Raw genomic sequence first — 17,856 nt, 5'->3', positions numbered from 1 at the left:
CGTCAACCGCCCCGCACGTCGCGCCGGGTGCTCAACCGAGCGCGTCCGGGCCCTGCTCCAGCAGCAGCGTGAACCGGTCCTCGTCGAGCACGGGCACGCCGAGCTGCTCGGCCTTGTCGGCCTTCGTGCCGGCGTTCTCGCCCACGACGACGTAGTCGGTCTTCTTCGACACCGATCCGGCGGCCTTGCCGCCGCGGCTGATGATCGCCTCCTTCACGGAGTCGCGCGTGTAGTGCTGGAGCGACCCCGTCGCGACGATCGTCAGTCCCTCGAGCGTGCGGGCGATCGACTCGTCGCGCTCGTCGGCCATCGAGACCCCGGCCGCCTCCCAGGCGTCCACGATCGCGACGTGCCAGGCGGACCCGTCGCCGTCGAGCCACTCGCGCACCGAGGCGGCGATCGTCGGCCCGACCCCGTCGGTGGCGGCCAGCGTCTCCTCGGAGGCCTCCCGGATCGCGGCCATCGAGCCGAGCTCGGTCGCCAGCGCGCGGGCTGCGGTCGGGCCGACGTGGCGGATCGACAGGGCGACCAGCACCCGCCACAGCGGCACCGTGGCCTTGCGCTCGTGCAGGTGGGCCAGCAGGCGTACGCCGTTGGCGGAGAGCTGCTGCCCCTCTTCGCCCTTCTTGGGGGCGCGGGTGAACAGCGGTGCCGTCAGCAGCGCCGCCTCGTCGAGGTCGAACAGGTCTCCCTCGTTGGTGATCGCCCCCGCATCGAGCAGCGCGACGGCTGCCTCGTAACCCAGGCCCTCGATGTCGAAGGCGCCGCGACCGGCGACGTGGAAGACGCGCTCGCGGACCTGCGCCGGGCACTTCTCGTGGTTGGGGCAGCGGAGGTCCTTGTCGCCCTCCTTCTGCTGGGCCAGCGGCGTCCTGCAGGCCGGGCACCTCGTCGGCATCCTCCACGGCCGGAGCCCCTTCGGCCGGAGGTCGAGCACCGGGCCGAGGATCTCGGGGATCACGTCACCGGCCTTGCGCAGGATGACGGTGTCCCCGGGCCGGACGTCCTTGCGCTTGACCTCGTGGGCGTTGTGGAGCGTGGCGTTCTCCACCGTGGACCCCGCGACCTTGGTCGGCTCCATCACGCCGTAGGGCGTCACGCGTCCGGTGCGGCCGACGTTGACCTCGATCGACTTCAGGAGGGTGTTGACCTCCTCGGGCGGGTACTTCCAGGCGATCGCCCACCGCGGCGCGCGGCTCGTCGAGCCCAGGCGGCGCTGCAGCGAGACGTCGTCGACCTTGACCACGACGCCGTCGATCTCGTAGCCCACGATGGTGTGGCGGTGCTCCCCCACCTCGGCGATCCGGGCCTCGACGTCGGCGAGCGCCGGCACGACCCGCACCTCCTCCGAGGTCGGGAGGCCCCACGCGCGCAGCGTGTCGTAGGCGCCGCTCTGGGTCGTCGGCTCGAAGCCCTCCCGGGCACCGATGCCGTGGCAGACCATCCCGAGGTCACGGGTCGCGGTGACCCGCGGATCCTTCTGCCGCAGCGACCCGGCGGCGGCGTTGCGGGGGTTGGCGAACATCGGCCGGCCCGCCTCGGTCATCGAGGCGTTGAGCCGCTCGAAGGCCTCGCTCGGGAGGAACACCTCGCCGCGCACCTCGACCAGCGCGGGCACCGGGACGTCGTCGGTGCCGGTCAAGCGGTGCGGCACGGAGGCGATGGTCTTGACGTTGGGCGTGACGTCCTCGCCGGTGCGCCCGTCGCCCCGGGTCAGCGCCCGCACGAGGCGGCCGTCCTCGTAGAGCAGGTTGATCGCCAGGCCGTCGACCTTGAGCTCGCACAGCAGGGCCGGCGCCTCGATGCCCTCGCGCAGGATCCGGGAGTACCACCCGGCGAGCTCGTCGGCGTCGAACGCGTTGTCGAGGCTCTCCATCCGCTGCAGGTGGTCGACCGCGGTGAAGTCGGTCGACACCGCGCCCCCGACGCGCTGGGTGGGCGAGTCCGGCGTGCGGAGCTCGGGGAACTCCTCTTCGAGGGCCTCGAGCTCGCGCAGCCGGACGTCGAAGTCGGCATCGGAGAGTGTCGGGGTGTCGAGGACGTAGTAGCGCCAGCGGGCGTCCTCGACCTGCTCGCTCAGCTCGCGGTGCCGCTCGCGCGCCTCCGCGGTGGCGGTGGCGACGGCGGGCTGCGTCCCCGACTCCGGACCGGGGTCCTCAGGCGTGCTCATGGGCACATTCTGCCGGTCGGCACCGACACCCGCGTGCACGCCCGGAGCTGCGTCGCGGGGGTCGTCGTACGCGCTCCGGTCTGGACCTGATGAAACGCATTTGTTCCATCGGAATAGATCGGCGTACGCTCCGGTTGTTCGAAACGAAACCGTACCGTTTCATCGTGACCGTCGTCACACTCCCCCGACACCCGTGAGAGAAGGAATGACCCCGACCGAGACCGGCACCCGCCCCCGCGTGGAGGGCGAGCGCGAGATGGAGATCCTCGAGGCGACCCTGCAGGTCCTCGACGAGGTGGGCTACGACCTGCTCACCATGGACGCCGTGGCGGCGCGCGCCAAGGCCTCCAAGGCGACCCTCTACCGTCGCTGGAAGGGCAAGCCCGAGCTCGTGGTGGCGGCGATCATGTCGCACAAGGGAGAGGCCGTCACGCCCGACACCGGCACCCTGCGCGGCGACCTGCTCGAGGCCTACTGCGGCGGCAGCGGAGGTCTCAACGACCCGCTCGCGCGCTCGGTGCTGTCCGCCGTGGTCACCGCGATGAGCCGGGACCCCGAGTTCGCCGAGGTCTACCGACGCGACTTCATCGCCCCCAAGATCCAGGCCTCCCAGGCGATCTACGACCGTGCCCGCGAGCGCGGCGAGATCCACCCCGACACCGACCTGTCGATCCTCGCGCCGTCGCTGACCGCGATCGTCATGCACCGCAGCTTCCTGCTCGGCGACGCCATCACCCCCGAGCTGATCGGACGCATCCTCGACGAGGTCGTCCTGCCTGCCGCCCTCCACGGGCCGTCCCACCCGACCACTGTCTGACCCTCCTGCTCCACTGGACCCGAACCCTCCCGAAGGAATCCCATGACCGACCTCGCCCCGGCCGTCGAAGAGGTGACCCCCGAGCAGCACAAGCGCCTGCGCTGGGCTCTCGTGCTCATCTCGCTCGCCCAGCTGATGGTGGTGCTCGACAGCACCATCGCCAACATCGCCCTGCCCTTCATCGGCGCGGACCTCGACATCAACCAGGCCAACCTGCAGTGGATCGTCACCGGCTACGCCCTGACCTTCGGCGGCTTCCTGCTGCTCGGCGGCCGGCTGGCCGACCTCTACGGCCGCAGGCGGATCTTCATCGCCGGCGTCCTGCTCTTCGCGGTGGCCTCCCTCATCGGTGGCGCCGCGCAAAACGAGGCGATGCTGCTCGGCGCCCGGGCCTTCCAGGGCCTCGGTGCCGCGATGGCCTCCCCGGCCGCGCTCGCGCTGATCGCGACGACGTTCCCCGCGGGCAAGGAGCGCAACCGCGCCTTCGCCGTGTACGCCGCCATGGCGGGCGTGGGTGCCGCCGTCGGCCTGGTCCTGGGTGGCTGGCTCACCGGCCTCGACTCGCCCCTGGGCATCGAGGGCTGGCGCTACACCTTCCTGATCGTGGTGCCGATCGGCCTGGTCGCGGCCTTCTTCGCCCCGCGCTTCTTCGACGAGTCCGAGCGCCACACCGGCTGGCTCGACGTCCCCGGCGCCATCACCGGCACCTTCGGCCTGCTGGCCATCGTGTTCGGCCTGAGCCGCGCCGGTGAGGAGGCCTACGGGTGGGACGCCCCCAGCACGATCACCAGCCTGGTGCTCGGTGTCGTCCTGCTCGCCGTCTTCGCCGTCATCGAGACCCGCGTCCAGCACCCGCTGCTGCCGTTCCGCATCTTCGCCAGCCGCAACCGCGCTGCCGCGTTCGCGGTGATGATGATCGTCCCGGCCGCGATGTTCGCGATGTTCTTCTTCCTCTCGCTCTTCATCCAGCTCGTCGTCGGCTACTCCCCGCTCCACACCGGCTTCGCGTTCCTGCCGTTCTCCATCGCGATGATCATCTCCGCCACCACGGCGTCCAAGCTGATCAGCACCGTGGACCCGCGCTGGCTCTCCGGCATCGGCACGATCCTGTCCGCCATCGCGCTGTTCGGCTTCAGCCGGCTCAGCGTGCCCGACAGCGCCGCGGACATCATCAGCGCGACGTCCAACGGCTACCTCGGCGCCGACGTGAACTACTGGACCCACGTCCTGCCGTTCATCGTGCTGATGGCCTTCGGCATGGGCCTGAACTTCGTGCCGCTCACCCTGGTCGCCGTCCACCGCCTCCGCTCGGAGGACTCGGGCATCGGCTCGGGCGTGCTCAACACCATGCAGCAGGTCGGTGGCGCGCTCGGCCTGGCGACCCTCAGCACGGTGGCGCTGCACTACACCACCAACCGCACCGAGGAGATCGCTCCCCAGATCGGCGCAGCGGCGCAGGGCCAGCTCACGCCCGAGCAGGTCGGCCAGCTGTCCTACCTGTCGGGCTTCGCCGAGGGCGCCACGCACGCCTTCCTGGTCGGCTCGATCATGATGCTGGCCGCGTCGGCCGTCGTGTGGATCTTCCTCAACGTCAAGCACGACGAGCTCGCCTCGGACGACGCCCCCGAGGGCGTCGGCGTGCACTGATCCACCTGCTCCACCACCGCAGAGGGAGGATCTCCGAGGGAGGTCCTCCCTCCCGCACGTCCGCCCCATCCGAGCGGCTCCCGGCTCCGAAGGAGACACGTGACCGACCCGCACCTCACGACGTACGACGTCTCCGACCCGCGCGCGCTCGTCCTCGTGCTGCACGGCGGGAAGCCCCGCTCCCGCCAGGGCGTCGACGGCCGCAGCGCCTCGTGGCGCCGGGCGCACTGGCTCCAGCGCACGATCGCCCCGCAGGCCGACGACGCCGGGGTCGGGGTCTGGATGCTGCGCTACCGCGAGCGCGGCTGGAACGGCGGCACCGACCGCCCCGACGACGCCCGCTGGGCGCTCGACCAGGTGCGCGCCACGCACGGCGACGTCCCGGTCGTGCTGCTCGGCCACTCGATGGGGGCCCGGGTCGCCGTGCACGTCGCCGACGACCCGTCGGTGGTCGGCGTCGTCGGCCTGGCGCCGTGGTGGTCGGCCGAGGACCCGGTCGACACCCTGGCCGGACGCACCCTGCGGGCGTCCCACGGCCGACGCGACCGGATCACGTCCTTCAAGGAGACGACGCGGTACGTCGAGCGCGCGAAGGCCGTCGCCGACAGCGCCGAGCTGCGCGACATGGGCGCGCTCGGCCACTACATGCTGAGCGGCTCCGCGCGGTGGCACGACGTCGCGATCGCCGACGTCCTCTCGGTCCTCGACGCCGAGACCGCCTCCCCCGAGCGCTGAGGCACGACGCCGGCCGCGTCGCTCAGGCGGCGGCGTACTCCTCCACGGGCTCGAGCACCTCGCGTCCGGGGTCGCCGTCGTCGCGCCGGACCAGCGCGCGCGCCCGCCGCACCATGACCGCGACGATCGCCACGCCGAGCCCCACCGCGACCACGACCATGGCGTCCGGCACGGGGCCGTCGACGGGCGAGGTCTCCTGCCGGCTGAACACGTAGTAGTCCTCCAGCCAGGCGACCGCACCGGCGAGCCACACCAGCAGCACCGCCGACCACGCGACGGCCGTCCACCAGTCGCGCCGCTCGGCAGCGACCGTGCCGGGCGTGCGGGCGCGGACCCAGCGGCCGACCTCGAGCATGCCGACCGCGACGGCCGTCGCCAGCAGCGGCATGACCTGCATCAGGTAACGGTCGTGGAAGCCCCCGCCGGCCTGCATGAAGCCGACCAGGCTCTGCAGGGTGATCGCCGCGTGGATCGCGAGCAGGATCCACACCGCGTCGGGGCGGACGCCGTGCCGGCGCACGGACCGGACGAGCGCGATCGGGACGAGCACGAGGAAGACCGCGATGAGGATCGGGGTGGCCAGGGTCGGTTCGGTGAGGCCCGGGATGTTGTCGATCCGGTGCCACTCGGTCACGGGCACCCGGTCGAACTTCCGCAGCAGCGCGTCCTGGCCGGTGAAGTCGCCGTAGAGCCCGTAGTTGCGGACGTAGAACCAGCCCCAGGCGGCTGCCGGGACCGCCCCGACGACCCCGGCGACGAGCACCGCCCGTCGCCACCCGCCGGGTCGGCTGCCCGGGCGGCGGGCGAGTGCCACGACCAGGACGACCGAGCACAGCGCCACGAGCAGGACGCCCTGCGCGCGGGTCCCGGCCGCCACCGTTCCGGCGGCGGCCGCCAGCGCCACCCGTTGAGGGGTCACTCCCTGCCGGAGCAGCCGGACGGTCATCAGCAGCAGGAGCACCGCCGAGGCCGAGGCCCACCCGTCGTTCTGGAAGAACGCCGAGCGGAGCACCAGCGTGGGAGCCGCGGCCACCACGACGGCGAGCGCCGCGACCGCAGGACGGCGCGGCACCAGCTCGCGCGCGAGCGCGCCGACGAGGTAGAGCCACACGGCGAACCCGAGCGTGTTGGCCAGCCGCATCGTGATGATCATCCCGCTCTGGTCGACGTCGTGGAGCGCCCACCAGACCGGCACCATCGCGAGGTGGAACAGCGGCGGGTGGTTGGCGGTCCAGATGTCGCCGTGGGCGGCGTCCCAGCCGCGGAGCTCCTCGGCGGTGCCGGGGAAGCGTGCGGGGTCGTCGACGATGTCGGTGTCGATCGTCGGCAGGTGGCCGGCCGCCAGCGAGGCGACGTACCCGGTGTGCGCCGGCTCGTCGTTGCCCCAGCTCGGCACCTTGAAGACCAGGGCGATCTGCGCGCCGACGAGGAACAGCAGCACCGCGGCGAGCAGCGCCACCGCGTCGGGGCGCTCGGCGAAGCGGCGTACGGCGGGTCGGATCCTGCCGGTGGGCGGGCGGGTCATGGGGTCCCCTCTGTGCAGTCGTCGAGGCGTCGGACCTCGACGACCGGTCCGGGTCGGTGGTGTGCGGGTGGGTAGTAGTTGAAGCTGAAGTCGTAGGAGAAGGCCGTGGGCTCGGTGCCGGCGGCGAACGGCGAGGCCGACATCGCCACCTCGCTCTCCTCGGCGAGCCGGCGGTAGTAGGAGATGGCGCCGGGCAGCCCGGCCGCCAGCCCGCGGTCGCGCTGGTGGGCGTTGACCATCAGCCAGCACCAGCCCTCGGCGCGGTAGTCGTCGAGCAACGGCGCCGACAGGCCGAGCTCGTAGGACTGGAACGGCCGGCTGACCGGACGCAGCTCGAGGCCCGCGTCGCGCAGCTCGCGGCGATAGCTGCCCGGCACGGCCGGCTCGACCACGACCCTGCCCACCTCGGGGTGCGACACCAGCCACGCCAGCGCCTCGGTGCGGGTGTCGGTGCGGGTGAGCAGGAGGTCGCTGCGGAGCACGTCGACGACGGGTTGGCCGAGCGCGACGACCGCGACGAGTGCAGCGGCGAGGGGTCGTACGACGCCGGGCAGGGCGCCGCGGAGGACCCGGGTCAGGCGCGTCGCCCCGAGGCCGGCCAGGACCGCGAGCGCCGGGTAGGCCGGGAGCAGCCAGCGGGCGAACCACCGGTCCTGCGACGACATCAGCACGTAGAGCAGGACGGGGAAGGTGACGAGCAGCAGCGCCCGTCCCCTGTCGGGGCCCCTGTCGCCGCGCAGCGCGACCACGAGTCCCGCAGCGGCCAGCACGACGGGCACGACCCCGAAGCCCCAGAGGAGCGTGACCGGGTAGCCCGCCCAGGCCGCGCCCGCCTGCCCGAGCTTGACCGTCGCGGCCTGCGCCGACTGTCCGCTGAAGTCGCCCCAGAACTTGCCGACCTCGACCAGCATGAAGGGGTTGAGCGCCACCAGGCCGGCGAGGCACGCCACCGCGGCGGCAGCGAGGTCGCGCAGGGCGGGGGCGAGGCGCTGCCGCCCACCGACCACGCGGAGCAGGAGTGCGAGCCCGACCACGACCGCCATCGGCGCCGCGAGGTACTTCACGCCGGCTGCCACACCGACCGCCAGCCCGGCGAGCGCCGCGAGCCGCGTGCCGCCACGATCGTGCAGGCGCAGGCAGGCCGCCAGCGCGAGCGCCGTCGGCAGCAGGGTCGGGGCGTCGTTGAGGGCGTGGTGGGAGTAGAAGACGGGAAGGTACGACAGCCCGACGAAGGCAGCCGCCCACACGCCGGCCGTGCGGCCGAAGGCGACCCGGCCGGCGAGCGCGACGGCGAGGACGGTCGCGGTGCCGAGCAGGACGACCGTGAGCCGGGCCACCGTGTAGACGACGGCCGGGTCCTCGACGAGCAGCATCGACGCGTCGGTGCCGGGCAGCGCGACGCGGAACACCAGGGCGAGGAGGTACGTCAGCCCGCTGGGGTTCTCGAAGTATCCGGAGTACCAGTCGCCGTCGGCCGCGCGGGTCGCCTGCGGGACGAAGTGCAGCTCCTCGTCGGCGTTGTAGGCGTGCGGCAGCCCGTGGCGCACGGCGACCAGGCGCACCGCGAGCGCCAGCACGACCACGACGACCAGCCACGTCGTCGTACGGTCGCGGACGGGCGTGCCGTCGTCGGCGCGGTCCTGCTGCGGGGTGGGTGTCGTCAGGACCACGTCCACCACGCCCCGGGCAGCGGGTAGGCCACGCTCTGCGTCGCGGCGACCACCCAGACCACCGCCACCGCGGCGCCGAGCCGGCGCAGCGTCGTGGTCCGGGCCTGTCCCACGAGCAGCAGCCAGCCGATCACCAGCGGCTCGCATCCCCAGCGCAGGTAGGCCTGGCCGCGGTCCCACACGGGCAGGCTGACGAGGACGAGGAGGTAGCCGGCGAGGGCGAGGCGTTCGTGGGCGGGGCCTCCACCGCGGAGCGCCGTGGCGGCCAGGGCGAGCGCGAGCAGCGTCGGCACCAGCAGCACGACGTTGGGCGCCTCCCGCAGCGGGTGGAGGGCCGCGGTGCCGACGTAGTGCACGAGCTCGACGACGGGCACCCCGACCGGGTTGCCGGAGGTCGGGTCGGGCACCACGTCCGACCAGCGCGCGTGCACCCACGTGCGCCACGCGGCGTACGTCACCAGCGGCAGCGCGCCCACCCACCACCCGGGTGCCGTACGACGACCGCGCGCCGGCAGCACGGAAGCAAGGACCGGGGCCAGGACCGAGCAGCCGAGCACCGTCGCGGCGACGAGGAGCGTCGTCTCCCGGGTGATCCCGGCGGCGGTGAGGGCGAGAGAGGCGAGCAGGTGCCGGTGGGTGCGCAGCAGCACGAGCGCGCCGAGGAGCAGGACGCCGGCGAGCGGCTCGGTGAGGTCCTGCCCGAGGCCGACGAGGAAGCCGGCCCACAGTGCCGGCACGCCTCCCCACCAGGCGCTGTGGCCGAGCCGCCGTGCCGTGCAGGCGCCGGCGAGCGCGATGCCGGCGATCGCGAGGAGGTTCACCAGGACGAGGGCGCCGGCGACCAGCCCGATCCGGCCGCCGAGGGAGCCGAGCCAGGCGGTGAGCGGGTAGCCGATGCGGGTCTGCCAGTAGGCCGGCCGGGTGAAGGTGATGCCGTGGTCGGTGACGGCCAGCGTCAACGGGTCGAGCGCGATCCGGAAGTAGGCGCGGCCGTCGTAGACGACGAAGCCGTCGAGCCCGCCGACGGCGACCGCACGCACCAGGACGAACCCGACGTGCAGGGCGACGACGGTCGCGACCACCGGGACGGCTGCGCGCAGGGCCGCGCGGCCGGACGGGAGGGACGGCTGGCCGGACGCGAGCGTCGTGGCCACCGCCTCACCGTCCGCGGACACCTGCCGGCTCCCCTGCCTGCCGGGAGTGCTGCCGGGGCGGCGCGGCCAGGCTCGCCACCACGGACGCGAGGAGGGCCGTGAGGAAGTCGGCCACCGCGTGCGCGAGGCGCGAGAGCAGGGCGACGGCGACGGCACCGGGCACACCGAGGAACGGCGCGAGGAGCGCGACGAGCACGGCCTCGCGGGCACCGACGCCGGCGGGGGCGAAGACGACCAGCACGCCCACCGCGTGCGCGAGCGCGAAGGCGGCGGCCGCGGCGAACAGGCTCGGCGCAGCCCTGTCGCCGGGCACGAGCAGGAGCAGCGAGCCGCCGTAGGCGAGCCACACCAGCGCCATCACCGCGACCGACCCGGCGACCTCGGCGGGACCGAGCGAGGCGTGGACGCCGGGACCGGCGAGGCGGGCGGCGATCCGTCGCAGCAGCGGCGGCGCGAGCGACCCGGCACCGACGGCCACCGCGACCCAGGGCCCGAGGGCGGCGAGGCCGGAGGGGAGGTCGACCGCGCCGAGCGCGGCCAGGAGCCCACCGACCACGAGACCGGTCGCGGTGTGCACGAGGAGGAAGAGCGACGAGGCCGCGACGCTCGAGCGGGCCGGCACGCCGTGGCGCCGACCGAGCTGCGCCTGGACGGCGATGCTCCACACGGATCCCGGGACGTACTTCCCGAGCTGGCCGACGAAGAAGACCGCGGCCGCGTCGCGCGCGCCGACCTGCGAGCCGACCCATCGCAGCAGCGACCGCCAGAGCACCCCGGTCAGCCCGAGCCCGACCGTCGCGCAGAGCACCGCACCGCCGACGCGGAGCGGGCCGGTGGCGCTCGCGGCGTCACCGACCTCGGCCCACCGGCCCCGGAACCCCCACCAGGCGAGGGCGAGGGTGAGGAGGACGAAGAGCACGCGGGCGGCGTGGAGCGCCCGTCGGCGGGTCACGTCACCCCGGCGTCTGGGGTGGGCACCGGCGACGAGTGGAGCAGGGCGGTGCGCGTCGGATAGGGCAACGCGGGGGTGAGGCCGCGGGTCATGGTGACCGACAGCCGGTCACCGACCGCCGCGACCGTGCTGTCGATGGCGTCGACGTAGCGCTGCCGGTCGACGTTGTCGAAGACGATGACGCCGCCGGGCGCGAGCCGCTCGACCGCCCTGGCCAGGCACGCCTCGCGGGCGCGGCCGTCGATGACGACGAGGTCGAAGTCGCCCGGCACGTCGTCGATGGCGGCGACGTAGTCGGCGAAGTCCAGTCCCCCGTGGCCGGGCTTGGCCGAGCCCACGACGGGCGTCGCTGTGGCGATCGGCTCGACGACGCGGAGCTCGACGTTGGCCGGCAGGCGGGGTGCGATCATCGCCGCCCAGCCGGCGTGGTGCTCGACCGAGTGCACCGATCCGGCGCGGGAGGCGAGCCACATCGTCGAGGCGCCCGATCCCCACTCGAACACGCGGGCGCCCGGGTGCTCGCGCAGCCAGCCGGCAGCTTGGTCGGCGGAGTCGAACGTCCACCACGGCACGTCGAGGTCCTGGAGCCCGTCGACGTCGTGGATCGCGAAGAGGGAGAGCACCCAGGTGGCCGCCCGCGAGCGCGGGGCGCGCCGGCGCAGCCAGGCGAGGGCGCCCAGCGCGCGCAGGGGCGCGGCGAGGAGGCGGACGAGACGGACGTAGAGCGACTTCATCGGATGCCGACCTTCCGGGCAGTGGGAGCCTCGATGACCGGGGTGGTGGGCACCCGGAGGATGTCGTAGCGGGCGCGCTTGGTGTGCTCCAGGTTGGCCTCGATGAGCGCGCGGTTGGTCCGGATCAGGTCCGAGACGATCCCGAGCATCACGCACAGCGACGAGACCACGACCAGCGCGGCGCCCACGAGGAGGGACTGCACGTGCCCGCCGCCCTGCCCGGCCGCGGCGAGGACGGCGTACCGGAGGTAGGGCAGCAGCCCGAGCACCCCGAACAGCATCGCCATCACGCCGAAGATCACGTAGGGGCGGTACATCACGTAGGCCCGCACGATCGCGGCGCCGGAGCGGAACACGTGCTGCCGGGTCGAGGAGAACAGCCGCGACTCGCGGGTCTTGGCGTTGGTGACGACCGGCAGGCTCGCGATCGCGAGGTTCTTGTTGCCGGCCTGGATGATCGTCTCCATGCAGTAGCTGAACCGGGTGACCGTGTTGAGCCGCATCAGCGACTCACGCGAGTAGGCCCGGAAGCCGCTGGCCGCGTCGGGCAGCTCGGTGCGGGCGGCGACGTTGACCACCCGCGAGCCGAGGCGCTGGAGCGCCTTCTTGGCGGGCGAGAAGTGGTCGATCAGGCCGACCTGGCGGTCCGCGATGACGATGTCGGCCTCGCCGCGCAGGATCGGCTGGACCAGGTCGGCGATGCGCTCCTGGGGGTACTGGTTGTCGCCGTCGGTGTTGACCACGATGTCGGCGCCCAGCGCGAGCGCGTGGTTGACGCCGTCGGTGAACGACCGGGCCAGGCCCTGGTTGCGAGGGTGGCGCACGACCTCGGTGACGCCGAAGGACCGGGCGACCTCGACGGTCCGGTCGGTGCTCCCGTCGTCGACGACCAGCACCACGATCTCGTCGATGCCCGGGATCGACCGGGGGATCGAGGACAGGACGAGGGGAAGGGTCTCCTCCTCGTTCAGGCACGGGACCTGCACCACGAGCAACATGCCGGCGACGCTAGGCAGCACCCGGGACCCGCGGACCTCGGTCAGGTGACGGGTCGGCGAACGATGGGCGAGCGCTCGGCCACAGCCCTCGCCCGCCGCACGCCCGGCACGGACAATGGCGCGCATGCCCCGGCGGCTGGTCCCTCTCCTCCTGTTCGTGCTCCTCGCGGGTGTCTACGCGCTCACCACGAACCCCGACCCGAGCCCCGACGCCTTCACCGCCGACTTCGCCGCACGCCACATCGCCCTGACCGGCGACCCCGTCCCGGACATCGCCGGCTTCCCCTACCTCGACGACAACATCATCCGCGAGACGTGGATCGTCGAGACCGCCGACGGGCGCGAGGCGGTGGGTCGCGCGCCCGGCGTGATCGCGGCCGTCGTGCCGGCGTACGCCGTCGCGCGCCCCGCCACTGTCGACCCGCTGCCCGGTGGACTGACCGCCGCCCTCCTGAGCGCGCTGGCCGTGGTGCTGTTCTTCCTCGTGCTGCGCGACCGGATCGGCACCCGAGCCGGCCTGGTGGCGGCGGGCCTCCTCGGGTTCGCCACCCCGGTCTGGTCGGTCTCGGCCGACGCCATCTGGCCCCACACGCTCACCACGCTCGGCATCCTCGGCACCGCGTGGGCCGCCGACCGGGGCCGCTGGTGGCTCGTCGGCGTGTTCGGCGGCGTCCTGCTGTGGGGCCGGCTGCACGCCGCCCTGGTGTGCGCCGTGGTCGGCCTCGGCCTCGCGTGGTCGCGCCGTCGGCCCGCGATCGCGCTGCGGGTCGGCGCGGTCGCGCTCGCCGCGCTGGGGATGGTCTCGGTGTGGACCCGCTGGATGTACGGCTCGTGGGACCCGACGTCGGGCTACCGCGCAGGCGACTTCGCCGGCAACGCGGCCGGGTACGTCCTCGACCCGGTCAACTGGCTCGGCTTCGTCGTCTCCGCCGACCGCGGGCTGCTGTGGTGGGCGCCGCTGCTCGTCGTGCTGGGCCCGACCGCGTGGCGGCACCGGTCCGCGCTGCCGGACTGGAGCCGGTGGCTGGCCGCGGGCGGGGCGGCGTACACCCTGAGCCAGGCGGTGCTCAACCGGTTCAGCGGCGGCGACCACTTCTACGGCTACCGCACCAGCCTCGAGCTCGTCGTCAGCCTGGCCCCGGCGCTGGCGCTGGCGACCCCGTGGCTGTCCGAGCGCGCGCGGCGCTGGTTCGTCCCGGTCGCGGTGCTCCAGGTCGTCCTGATCGCGCCGGGTGCGATCTCGGACGACATGTACACGCCGGTGCGCGACGTGTGGTGGCGCAACGCCTTCGTCGACGCGCTCCTCACCCGCCCGACCGAGCTGCTGCCGCTCGTCGCCGTGACGATGGCCGTCGCGCTCGCGGTCGTCAGGCTGCTTCACACCGCGCCGGCGACCGCCCGGCTCGACCGGGCCGACCTGCCGGGGGTGCGGCTCAGAGGTTGCGCGCCACCGTCGCCGACAGACGGACCGCTCGTGCCGCCCATCCCGGAGTGGCACCCGCCAGGCCGCACGTAGGCGTCACCACCAGGCGGTCCCCCACCGCCTCCGGGTCGAGTCCGAGCATGTCGAGCCAGCGCTGCACCCGCTCGGTCAGGCGCGCGTCCGACGGGTCGGGGTCCGGGTCCGTGGACGGTACGACGCCCAGCGCGGCGCTGCGGCCGGACTCGAGGACCTCGGCGAAGGCGTCGAGGTCGGCGGGGCCGAGGACGTCGAGGTCGGCCGACAGGCCGGCGACGCCCGCGCCCGCGACGAGCGACCACGGCGTCTGCGGCGCGCACGAGTGGACCCAGGCCTCTCCCCCGGCCTCGGTGACCGCGGCCACGACCCACTCGAGGTGCGCGGAGAGCTCCGGCGCGTCGACGCGGCGGTGGCGGCCGAACCCGCTGGCGGTCGGCACCTGCGCCAGCGAGACCGCGGCGAGGGCGGGCTCGTCGACCTGGACGATCCACCGGTCGACGCCCGTGATCCGGCGGCGGAGGTCGGCGAGGTGGACCCGGACCCCCTCGGCCAGTGCCTGGGCGAGCTCGCGCCGGGCACCGTGGTCGCTGAGCACCTTGTCGCCGCGCGGCTTCTCGACCGTGGCAGCCAGGGTCCACGGGCCGGCGACCTGGGTCTTGAAGGTGCCGACGTAGCCCTGGGCCAGCTCCTCGACGGCGTCGAGGTCCTGCGCGAGCAGCGAGCGTGCGCGACGCTGGTCGACGCCGCTGGTGTCCGTCAGCCGCCAGCCGGCGGGCTGCAGGTCGGCGGCCAGGCCGTCGACCACGGCGAGCGCGCGCCCGGTCATCGCGGCCGTGACACCTCGTCCGGGGAGCTCGGGGACGTGCGGGAGGTCGGGCAGCTCGCCGAGCACGGTGCGGACGGCTTCGGCGTACCCCTCGTCGGTGGTGCCGGGCATCGACCCGATCCCGGTCGCCCGCGTCACGCGCCGGCTCCGACGGGACGCGTGGCGGCGATGGTGGCCGAGCCGACGACGCGGGTGCCGTCGTAGATCACGGCCGCCTGGCCGGGGGCGATGCCCTCGGCGGGGTCCAGCAGGTCGATCGCGACCCGGTCGCCGTCGACGACGACGACCGCGCGGTGCTCGGCGCCGTGGGCGCGCAGCTGGACGGTCCCGTCGACCCGCTGGGGCACGCTCCCGCACCAGCGCGGCCGGATCCCGGCGACGTGGTCGACCGCCAGGCGCTCGCGCGGGCCGACGGTCACCGTGCCGCTGACCGGCTCGATGTCGAGCACGAAGCGCGGCTTGCCGTCGGCCGCCGGCACGCCGAGCCGCAGCCCCCGACGCTGGCCGATCGTGAAGCCGTAGGTGCCCGTGTGGCTGCCGACGGTCCGCCCGGTGGTCGCGTCGACGATGTCGCCGCCGTGGTTGGGCGCGCGGTCGCCGAGCTTCTCGCGCAGCCAGCCCGCGTTGTCACCGTCGGCGACGAAGCAGATGTCGTGGGAGTCGGGCTTGTCGGCCACCAGCAGGCCACGGGCCTCCGCCTCGCGGCGGACGGCCGGCTTGTCGGTGTCGCCGAGGGGGAACATCGAGTGCCGCAGCTGGTCCTGGTCGAGGACACCAAGGACGTAGGACTGGTCCTTGCCGTGGTCGGCCGCCCGGTGCATCTCGATCAGCCCGTCGTCGCCGGTGCGCAGCTGGGCGTAGTGGCCGGTCGCGACCGCGTCGAAGCCCAGCGCGAGCGCGCGGTCGAGCACCGCGGCGAACTTGATCTTCTCGTTGCACCGCAGGCACGGGTTGGGCGTGCGGCCGGCGGCGTACTCGTCCATGAAGTCCTCGACCACGTCCTCGTGGAAGCGGTCGGAGAGGTCCCAGACGTAGAACGGGATGCCGATCACGTCGGCGGCGCGCCGGGCGTCGTTGCTGTCCTCGATGGTGCAGCACCCCCGCGCCCCGGAGCGGTACGACGCCGGGTTGCGGCTCAGCGCCAGGTGCACGCCGGTCACGTCGTGGCCGGCCTCCTTCGCGCGGGCAGCGGCGACCGCGGAGTCCACCCCGCCGGACATCGCCGCGACGACCCTCATCAGCGGGCCCGGGCGGCCCGGGCGCGCTCGACGACCGGTCCGATCGCCTCGACCAGACGGTCGATGTCGCCCGGGGTCGTGGTGTGGCCGAGGGAGAACCGCAGCGAGTGGCGGGCCTGGTCGTCGTCGCAGCCCATCGCCAGCAGGACGTGGGAGGGCTGGGGCACGCCGGCCGAGCAGGCGGACCCCGTGGAGCACTCGATGCCGCGCGCGTCGAGCAGCATCAGCAGCGAGTCGCCCTCGCAGCCCGGGAAGCCGATGTGGGCGTTGCCGGGCAGCCGCGTCGGACCCGTCGGGGTGCCGTGGAGGTGGGCGTCGGGGACGACCTCGCAGACCCGGCGCACCAGGTCGTCGCGCAGCTCGGCCACCCGGATGGCGTGGTCGTGCTGGGCCTTCACCGAGGCCTCGACCGCTGCCGCCAGCCCGGCGATCGCCGGCACGTCGAGGGTGCCGCTGCGGATGTCGCGCTCCTGGCCGCCACCGTGCACAAGCGCGCTCACGGCCAGGTCACGACGCACGACGAGAGCGCCGACGCCGTAGGGCCCACCGACCTTGTGGCCGGTGAAGGTCAGCGCGTCGACACCGCAGGCGGCGAAGTCCACCGGCACCTGCCCGAGCGCCTGCACGGCATCGGTGTGCACGGGGATCCGGTGCTCGGTGGCGAGCGCGACCACCTCGTCGATCGGCTGGATCGAGCCGACCTCGTTGTTGGCCCACATCACCGAGATGAGCGCCACCGAGCCGGGGTCACGCGCCACCGCGTCCCTGAGGGCCTCGAGGTCGAGCACGCCCTCGGCCGACACGGGCAGCAGCTCGACCTCGGCGCCGTCGGACTCGGCAAGCCAGTGCAGCGGGTCGAGGACGGCGTGGTGCTCGATCGCGGTGGAGAGGATGCGCGTACGACGCGGGTCCTCCGCTCGCCGGGCCCAGAAGATCCCCTTGAGGGCGAGGTTGTCGGACTCGGTGCCGCCGGAGGTGAACACCACGTCCCCGGGGCGGGCGCCGACCATGCCGGCGATGCTCTCGCGCGACTCCTCGACGATCCGGCGCGCGCCGCGTCCGGAGGCGTGCAGGGAGCTCGCGTTGCCGACGCCGCTGAGCTGGCGGGTCATCGCCTCGACGGCCACGGTGAGCATCGGCGTGGTCGCGGCGTGGTCGAGGTAGACGAGCGGCGTGGTCATGACCTGCCAAGCCTACGCGGCCCCTCCTGCGATCCGGCCGCGCGTGGCCACCTTCACACCGCCGGCCGTCCGCGCCACCGGCAGCTCAGGTCATCAGGGCCAGCCAGCGGTGGTCCGGGTACAGGCGTCGTACGGCGTCGCGCAGCCAGTCCTGCTCGGCCGCGCCGAGCAGCGGCCAGGCCACCGTGAGGTCGGCGAGGTCCTTGGACCGGTCGAGGCGGGCCTTGTGGTGCAGCACGACCTCCGGACGCATGTAGCGGATCCCGTCGTCGGCCACCCACGTCACGTCGGCCAGCGGCACGACGTGGTCGTCGTCGCGCCGCGAGACCCAGAGCCCGTCGCGGTCCTCGGCGAGGATGCAGTCGAGGAACCACGGCGCCAGGGCGTGGTCGCGCAGCCAGACCTGACCGGCCTCCGGGTGCAGCTCGGGCCAGTCGGCGTCGAGCGGGCGCAGCATCCCGGAGCCGACGCTCCACACGTGGTGCCGGTCCCCCACCATCTCCTGGAACGCCGCCAGGTCGCGGCGCCAGATCACCAGGTCGATGTCGTCGTGCCCGCGCTGAAGCCCCGTGAAGGCGTCGATCGCCCACCCGCCGACGACCCACCACTCGCGCTCGTACGCCGCCATGAACGCCGCGAGACCGGCCGGGTCCAGCGCCCGCCACTCGCCGTACAGCCGTCGGAAGGCGACCTCCTCGGCCACGTCCGCCTCCGAGGGCTCCCAGTGCATCCCCGCAGGCTAGCCCCGGT

15 protein-coding genes are annotated in these 17,856 nt (G+C 73.8%); 4 read left to right on the top strand and 11 right to left on the bottom strand.

Features of this window, described 5'->3' with window-relative positions; translation table 11 throughout:
• Positions 1-31: 31 nt before the first annotated feature.
• Positions 32-2,170 carry an NAD-dependent DNA ligase LigA gene (gene ligA, locus EUA93_RS13570; RefSeq protein ID WP_129400614.1) on the bottom strand — a complete coding sequence of 713 codons (2,139 nt, stop codon included), beginning with the start codon at positions 2,168-2,170 and terminating at the stop codon, positions 32-34.
• 205 nt (positions 2,171-2,375) lie between these two features.
• Between ligA and EUA93_RS13565 the strand changes: the two genes are divergently transcribed.
• The 3 genes from EUA93_RS13565 (at position 2,376) to EUA93_RS13555 (ending at position 5,369) form a co-directional block, all read left to right on the top strand.
• Positions 2,376-2,987 carry a TetR/AcrR family transcriptional regulator gene (locus EUA93_RS13565; protein WP_129400613.1) on the top strand — a complete coding sequence of 204 codons (612 nt, stop codon included), beginning with the start codon at positions 2,376-2,378 and terminating at the stop codon, positions 2,985-2,987.
• Between the two features lie 42 nt (positions 2,988-3,029).
• Positions 3,030-4,634, top strand: a complete 1,605-nt coding sequence (locus EUA93_RS13560) for an MFS transporter (protein WP_129400612.1) — start codon at positions 3,030-3,032, stop codon at positions 4,632-4,634.
• 99 nt (positions 4,635-4,733) lie between these two features.
• Positions 4,734-5,369, top strand: coding sequence for an alpha/beta hydrolase (locus tag EUA93_RS13555; protein WP_129400611.1), 636 nt, complete (start codon positions 4,734-4,736; stop codon positions 5,367-5,369).
• Between the two features lie 22 nt (positions 5,370-5,391).
• On the opposite strand, the gene EUA93_RS13550 is transcribed toward EUA93_RS13555, so the two are convergent.
• Genes EUA93_RS13550 through EUA93_RS13530 form a run of 6 tightly spaced genes read right to left on the bottom strand, consistent with a single transcriptional unit; the run spans position 5,392 to position 12,402 of the window.
• Positions 5,392-6,894, bottom strand: a complete 1,503-nt coding sequence (locus EUA93_RS13550; protein ID WP_129400610.1) for a DUF2142 domain-containing protein — start codon at positions 6,892-6,894, stop codon at positions 5,392-5,394.
• Positions 6,891-8,564, bottom strand: a complete 1,674-nt coding sequence (locus EUA93_RS13545; RefSeq protein ID WP_165355160.1) for an ArnT family glycosyltransferase — start codon at positions 8,562-8,564, stop codon at positions 6,891-6,893. Before EUA93_RS13545 ends, EUA93_RS13550 begins: the two co-directional genes overlap by 4 nt.
• The gene (locus EUA93_RS21620) at positions 8,555-9,718 is read right to left on the bottom strand and encodes a hypothetical protein (RefSeq protein WP_165355159.1); all 1,164 of its coding nucleotides are present in this window, start codon (positions 9,716-9,718) and stop codon (positions 8,555-8,557) included. The genes EUA93_RS13545 and EUA93_RS21620 overlap by 10 nt, the downstream gene beginning before the upstream one ends.
• Before the next feature lie 4 nt (positions 9,719-9,722).
• Positions 9,723-10,670, bottom strand: coding sequence for a lysylphosphatidylglycerol synthase domain-containing protein (locus EUA93_RS13540; RefSeq protein WP_129400608.1), 948 nt, complete (start codon positions 10,668-10,670; stop codon positions 9,723-9,725).
• Positions 10,667-11,404, bottom strand: coding sequence for a class I SAM-dependent methyltransferase (locus tag EUA93_RS13535; protein WP_129400607.1), 738 nt, complete (start codon positions 11,402-11,404; stop codon positions 10,667-10,669). Before EUA93_RS13535 ends, EUA93_RS13540 begins: the two co-directional genes overlap by 4 nt.
• A complete protein-coding gene (locus EUA93_RS13530; protein ID WP_129400606.1) occupies positions 11,401-12,402 on the bottom strand; it encodes a glycosyltransferase family 2 protein in 1,002 nt (333 codons plus the stop codon). Before EUA93_RS13530 ends, EUA93_RS13535 begins: the two co-directional genes overlap by 4 nt.
• 124 nt (positions 12,403-12,526) lie before the next feature.
• Between EUA93_RS13530 and EUA93_RS13525 the strand changes: the two genes are divergently transcribed.
• Entirely contained in the window at positions 12,527-13,918 is a 1,392-nt protein-coding gene (locus EUA93_RS13525; RefSeq protein WP_129400605.1) for a hypothetical protein, read from the top strand.
• Here the strand turns inward: EUA93_RS13525 and EUA93_RS13520 are convergent.
• The 4 genes from EUA93_RS13520 to EUA93_RS13505 all read right to left on the bottom strand — a co-directional run bounded on the left by EUA93_RS13520 (position 13,836) and on the right by EUA93_RS13505 (position 17,836).
• Positions 13,836-14,825 (bottom strand): uroporphyrinogen decarboxylase/cobalamine-independent methonine synthase family protein, encoded by a 990-nt coding sequence (locus EUA93_RS13520; RefSeq protein ID WP_242497367.1) that lies wholly within the window; start codon positions 14,823-14,825, stop codon positions 13,836-13,838. The two genes, EUA93_RS13525 and EUA93_RS13520, sit on opposite strands and share 83 nt — an antisense overlap.
• Entirely contained in the window at positions 14,822-15,925 is a 1,104-nt protein-coding gene (gene mnmA / locus EUA93_RS13515) for a tRNA 2-thiouridine(34) synthase MnmA (RefSeq protein WP_129400604.1), read from the bottom strand. The genes EUA93_RS13520 and mnmA overlap by 4 nt, the downstream gene beginning before the upstream one ends.
• The gene (locus EUA93_RS13510) at positions 15,925-17,106 is read right to left on the bottom strand and encodes a cysteine desulfurase family protein (RefSeq protein ID WP_129400603.1); all 1,182 of its coding nucleotides are present in this window, start codon (positions 17,104-17,106) and stop codon (positions 15,925-15,927) included. Before EUA93_RS13510 ends, mnmA begins: the two co-directional genes overlap by 1 nt.
• 85 nt (positions 17,107-17,191) lie before the next feature.
• Positions 17,192-17,836 carry a nucleotidyltransferase domain-containing protein gene (locus tag EUA93_RS13505; RefSeq protein WP_129400602.1) on the bottom strand — a complete coding sequence of 215 codons (645 nt, stop codon included), beginning with the start codon at positions 17,834-17,836 and terminating at the stop codon, positions 17,192-17,194.
• Between the last annotated feature and the right edge of the window lie 20 nt (positions 17,837-17,856).

This window comes from Nocardioides oleivorans (assembly GCF_004137255.1).
In the GTDB taxonomy this organism is placed as follows: Bacteria; Actinomycetota; Actinomycetes; order Propionibacteriales; family Nocardioidaceae; genus Nocardioides; species Nocardioides oleivorans.
Note: the sequence above shows the minus strand (reverse complement) of the source record. Positions and strands in the feature narration are given on the sequence as shown.

Bases quoted from the DNA above. Each gene is read 5' to 3' on its own strand.
- ligA (WP_129400614.1), bottom strand. From the start codon at position 2,170: ATGAGCACGCCTGAGGACCCCGGTCCGGAGTCGGGGACGCAGCCCGCC.
- EUA93_RS13565 (WP_129400613.1), top strand. From the start codon at position 2,376: ATGACCCCGACCGAGACCGGCACCCGCCCCCGCGTGGAGGGCGAGCGC.
- EUA93_RS13560 (WP_129400612.1), top strand. From the start codon at position 3,030: ATGACCGACCTCGCCCCGGCCGTCGAAGAGGTGACCCCCGAGCAGCAC.
- EUA93_RS13550 (WP_129400610.1), bottom strand. From the start codon at position 6,894: ATGACCCGCCCGCCCACCGGCAGGATCCGACCCGCCGTACGCCGCTTC.
- EUA93_RS13535 (WP_129400607.1), bottom strand. From the start codon at position 11,404: ATGAAGTCGCTCTACGTCCGTCTCGTCCGCCTCCTCGCCGCGCCCCTG.
- EUA93_RS13530 (WP_129400606.1), bottom strand. From the start codon at position 12,402: ATGTTGCTCGTGGTGCAGGTCCCGTGCCTGAACGAGGAGGAGACCCTT.
- EUA93_RS13525 (WP_129400605.1), top strand. From the start codon at position 12,527: ATGCCCCGGCGGCTGGTCCCTCTCCTCCTGTTCGTGCTCCTCGCGGGT.
- mnmA (WP_129400604.1), bottom strand. From the start codon at position 15,925: ATGAGGGTCGTCGCGGCGATGTCCGGCGGGGTGGACTCCGCGGTCGCC.
- EUA93_RS13510 (WP_129400603.1), bottom strand. From the start codon at position 17,106: ATGACCACGCCGCTCGTCTACCTCGACCACGCCGCGACCACGCCGATG.
- EUA93_RS13505 (WP_129400602.1), bottom strand. From the start codon at position 17,836: ATGCACTGGGAGCCCTCGGAGGCGGACGTGGCCGAGGAGGTCGCCTTC.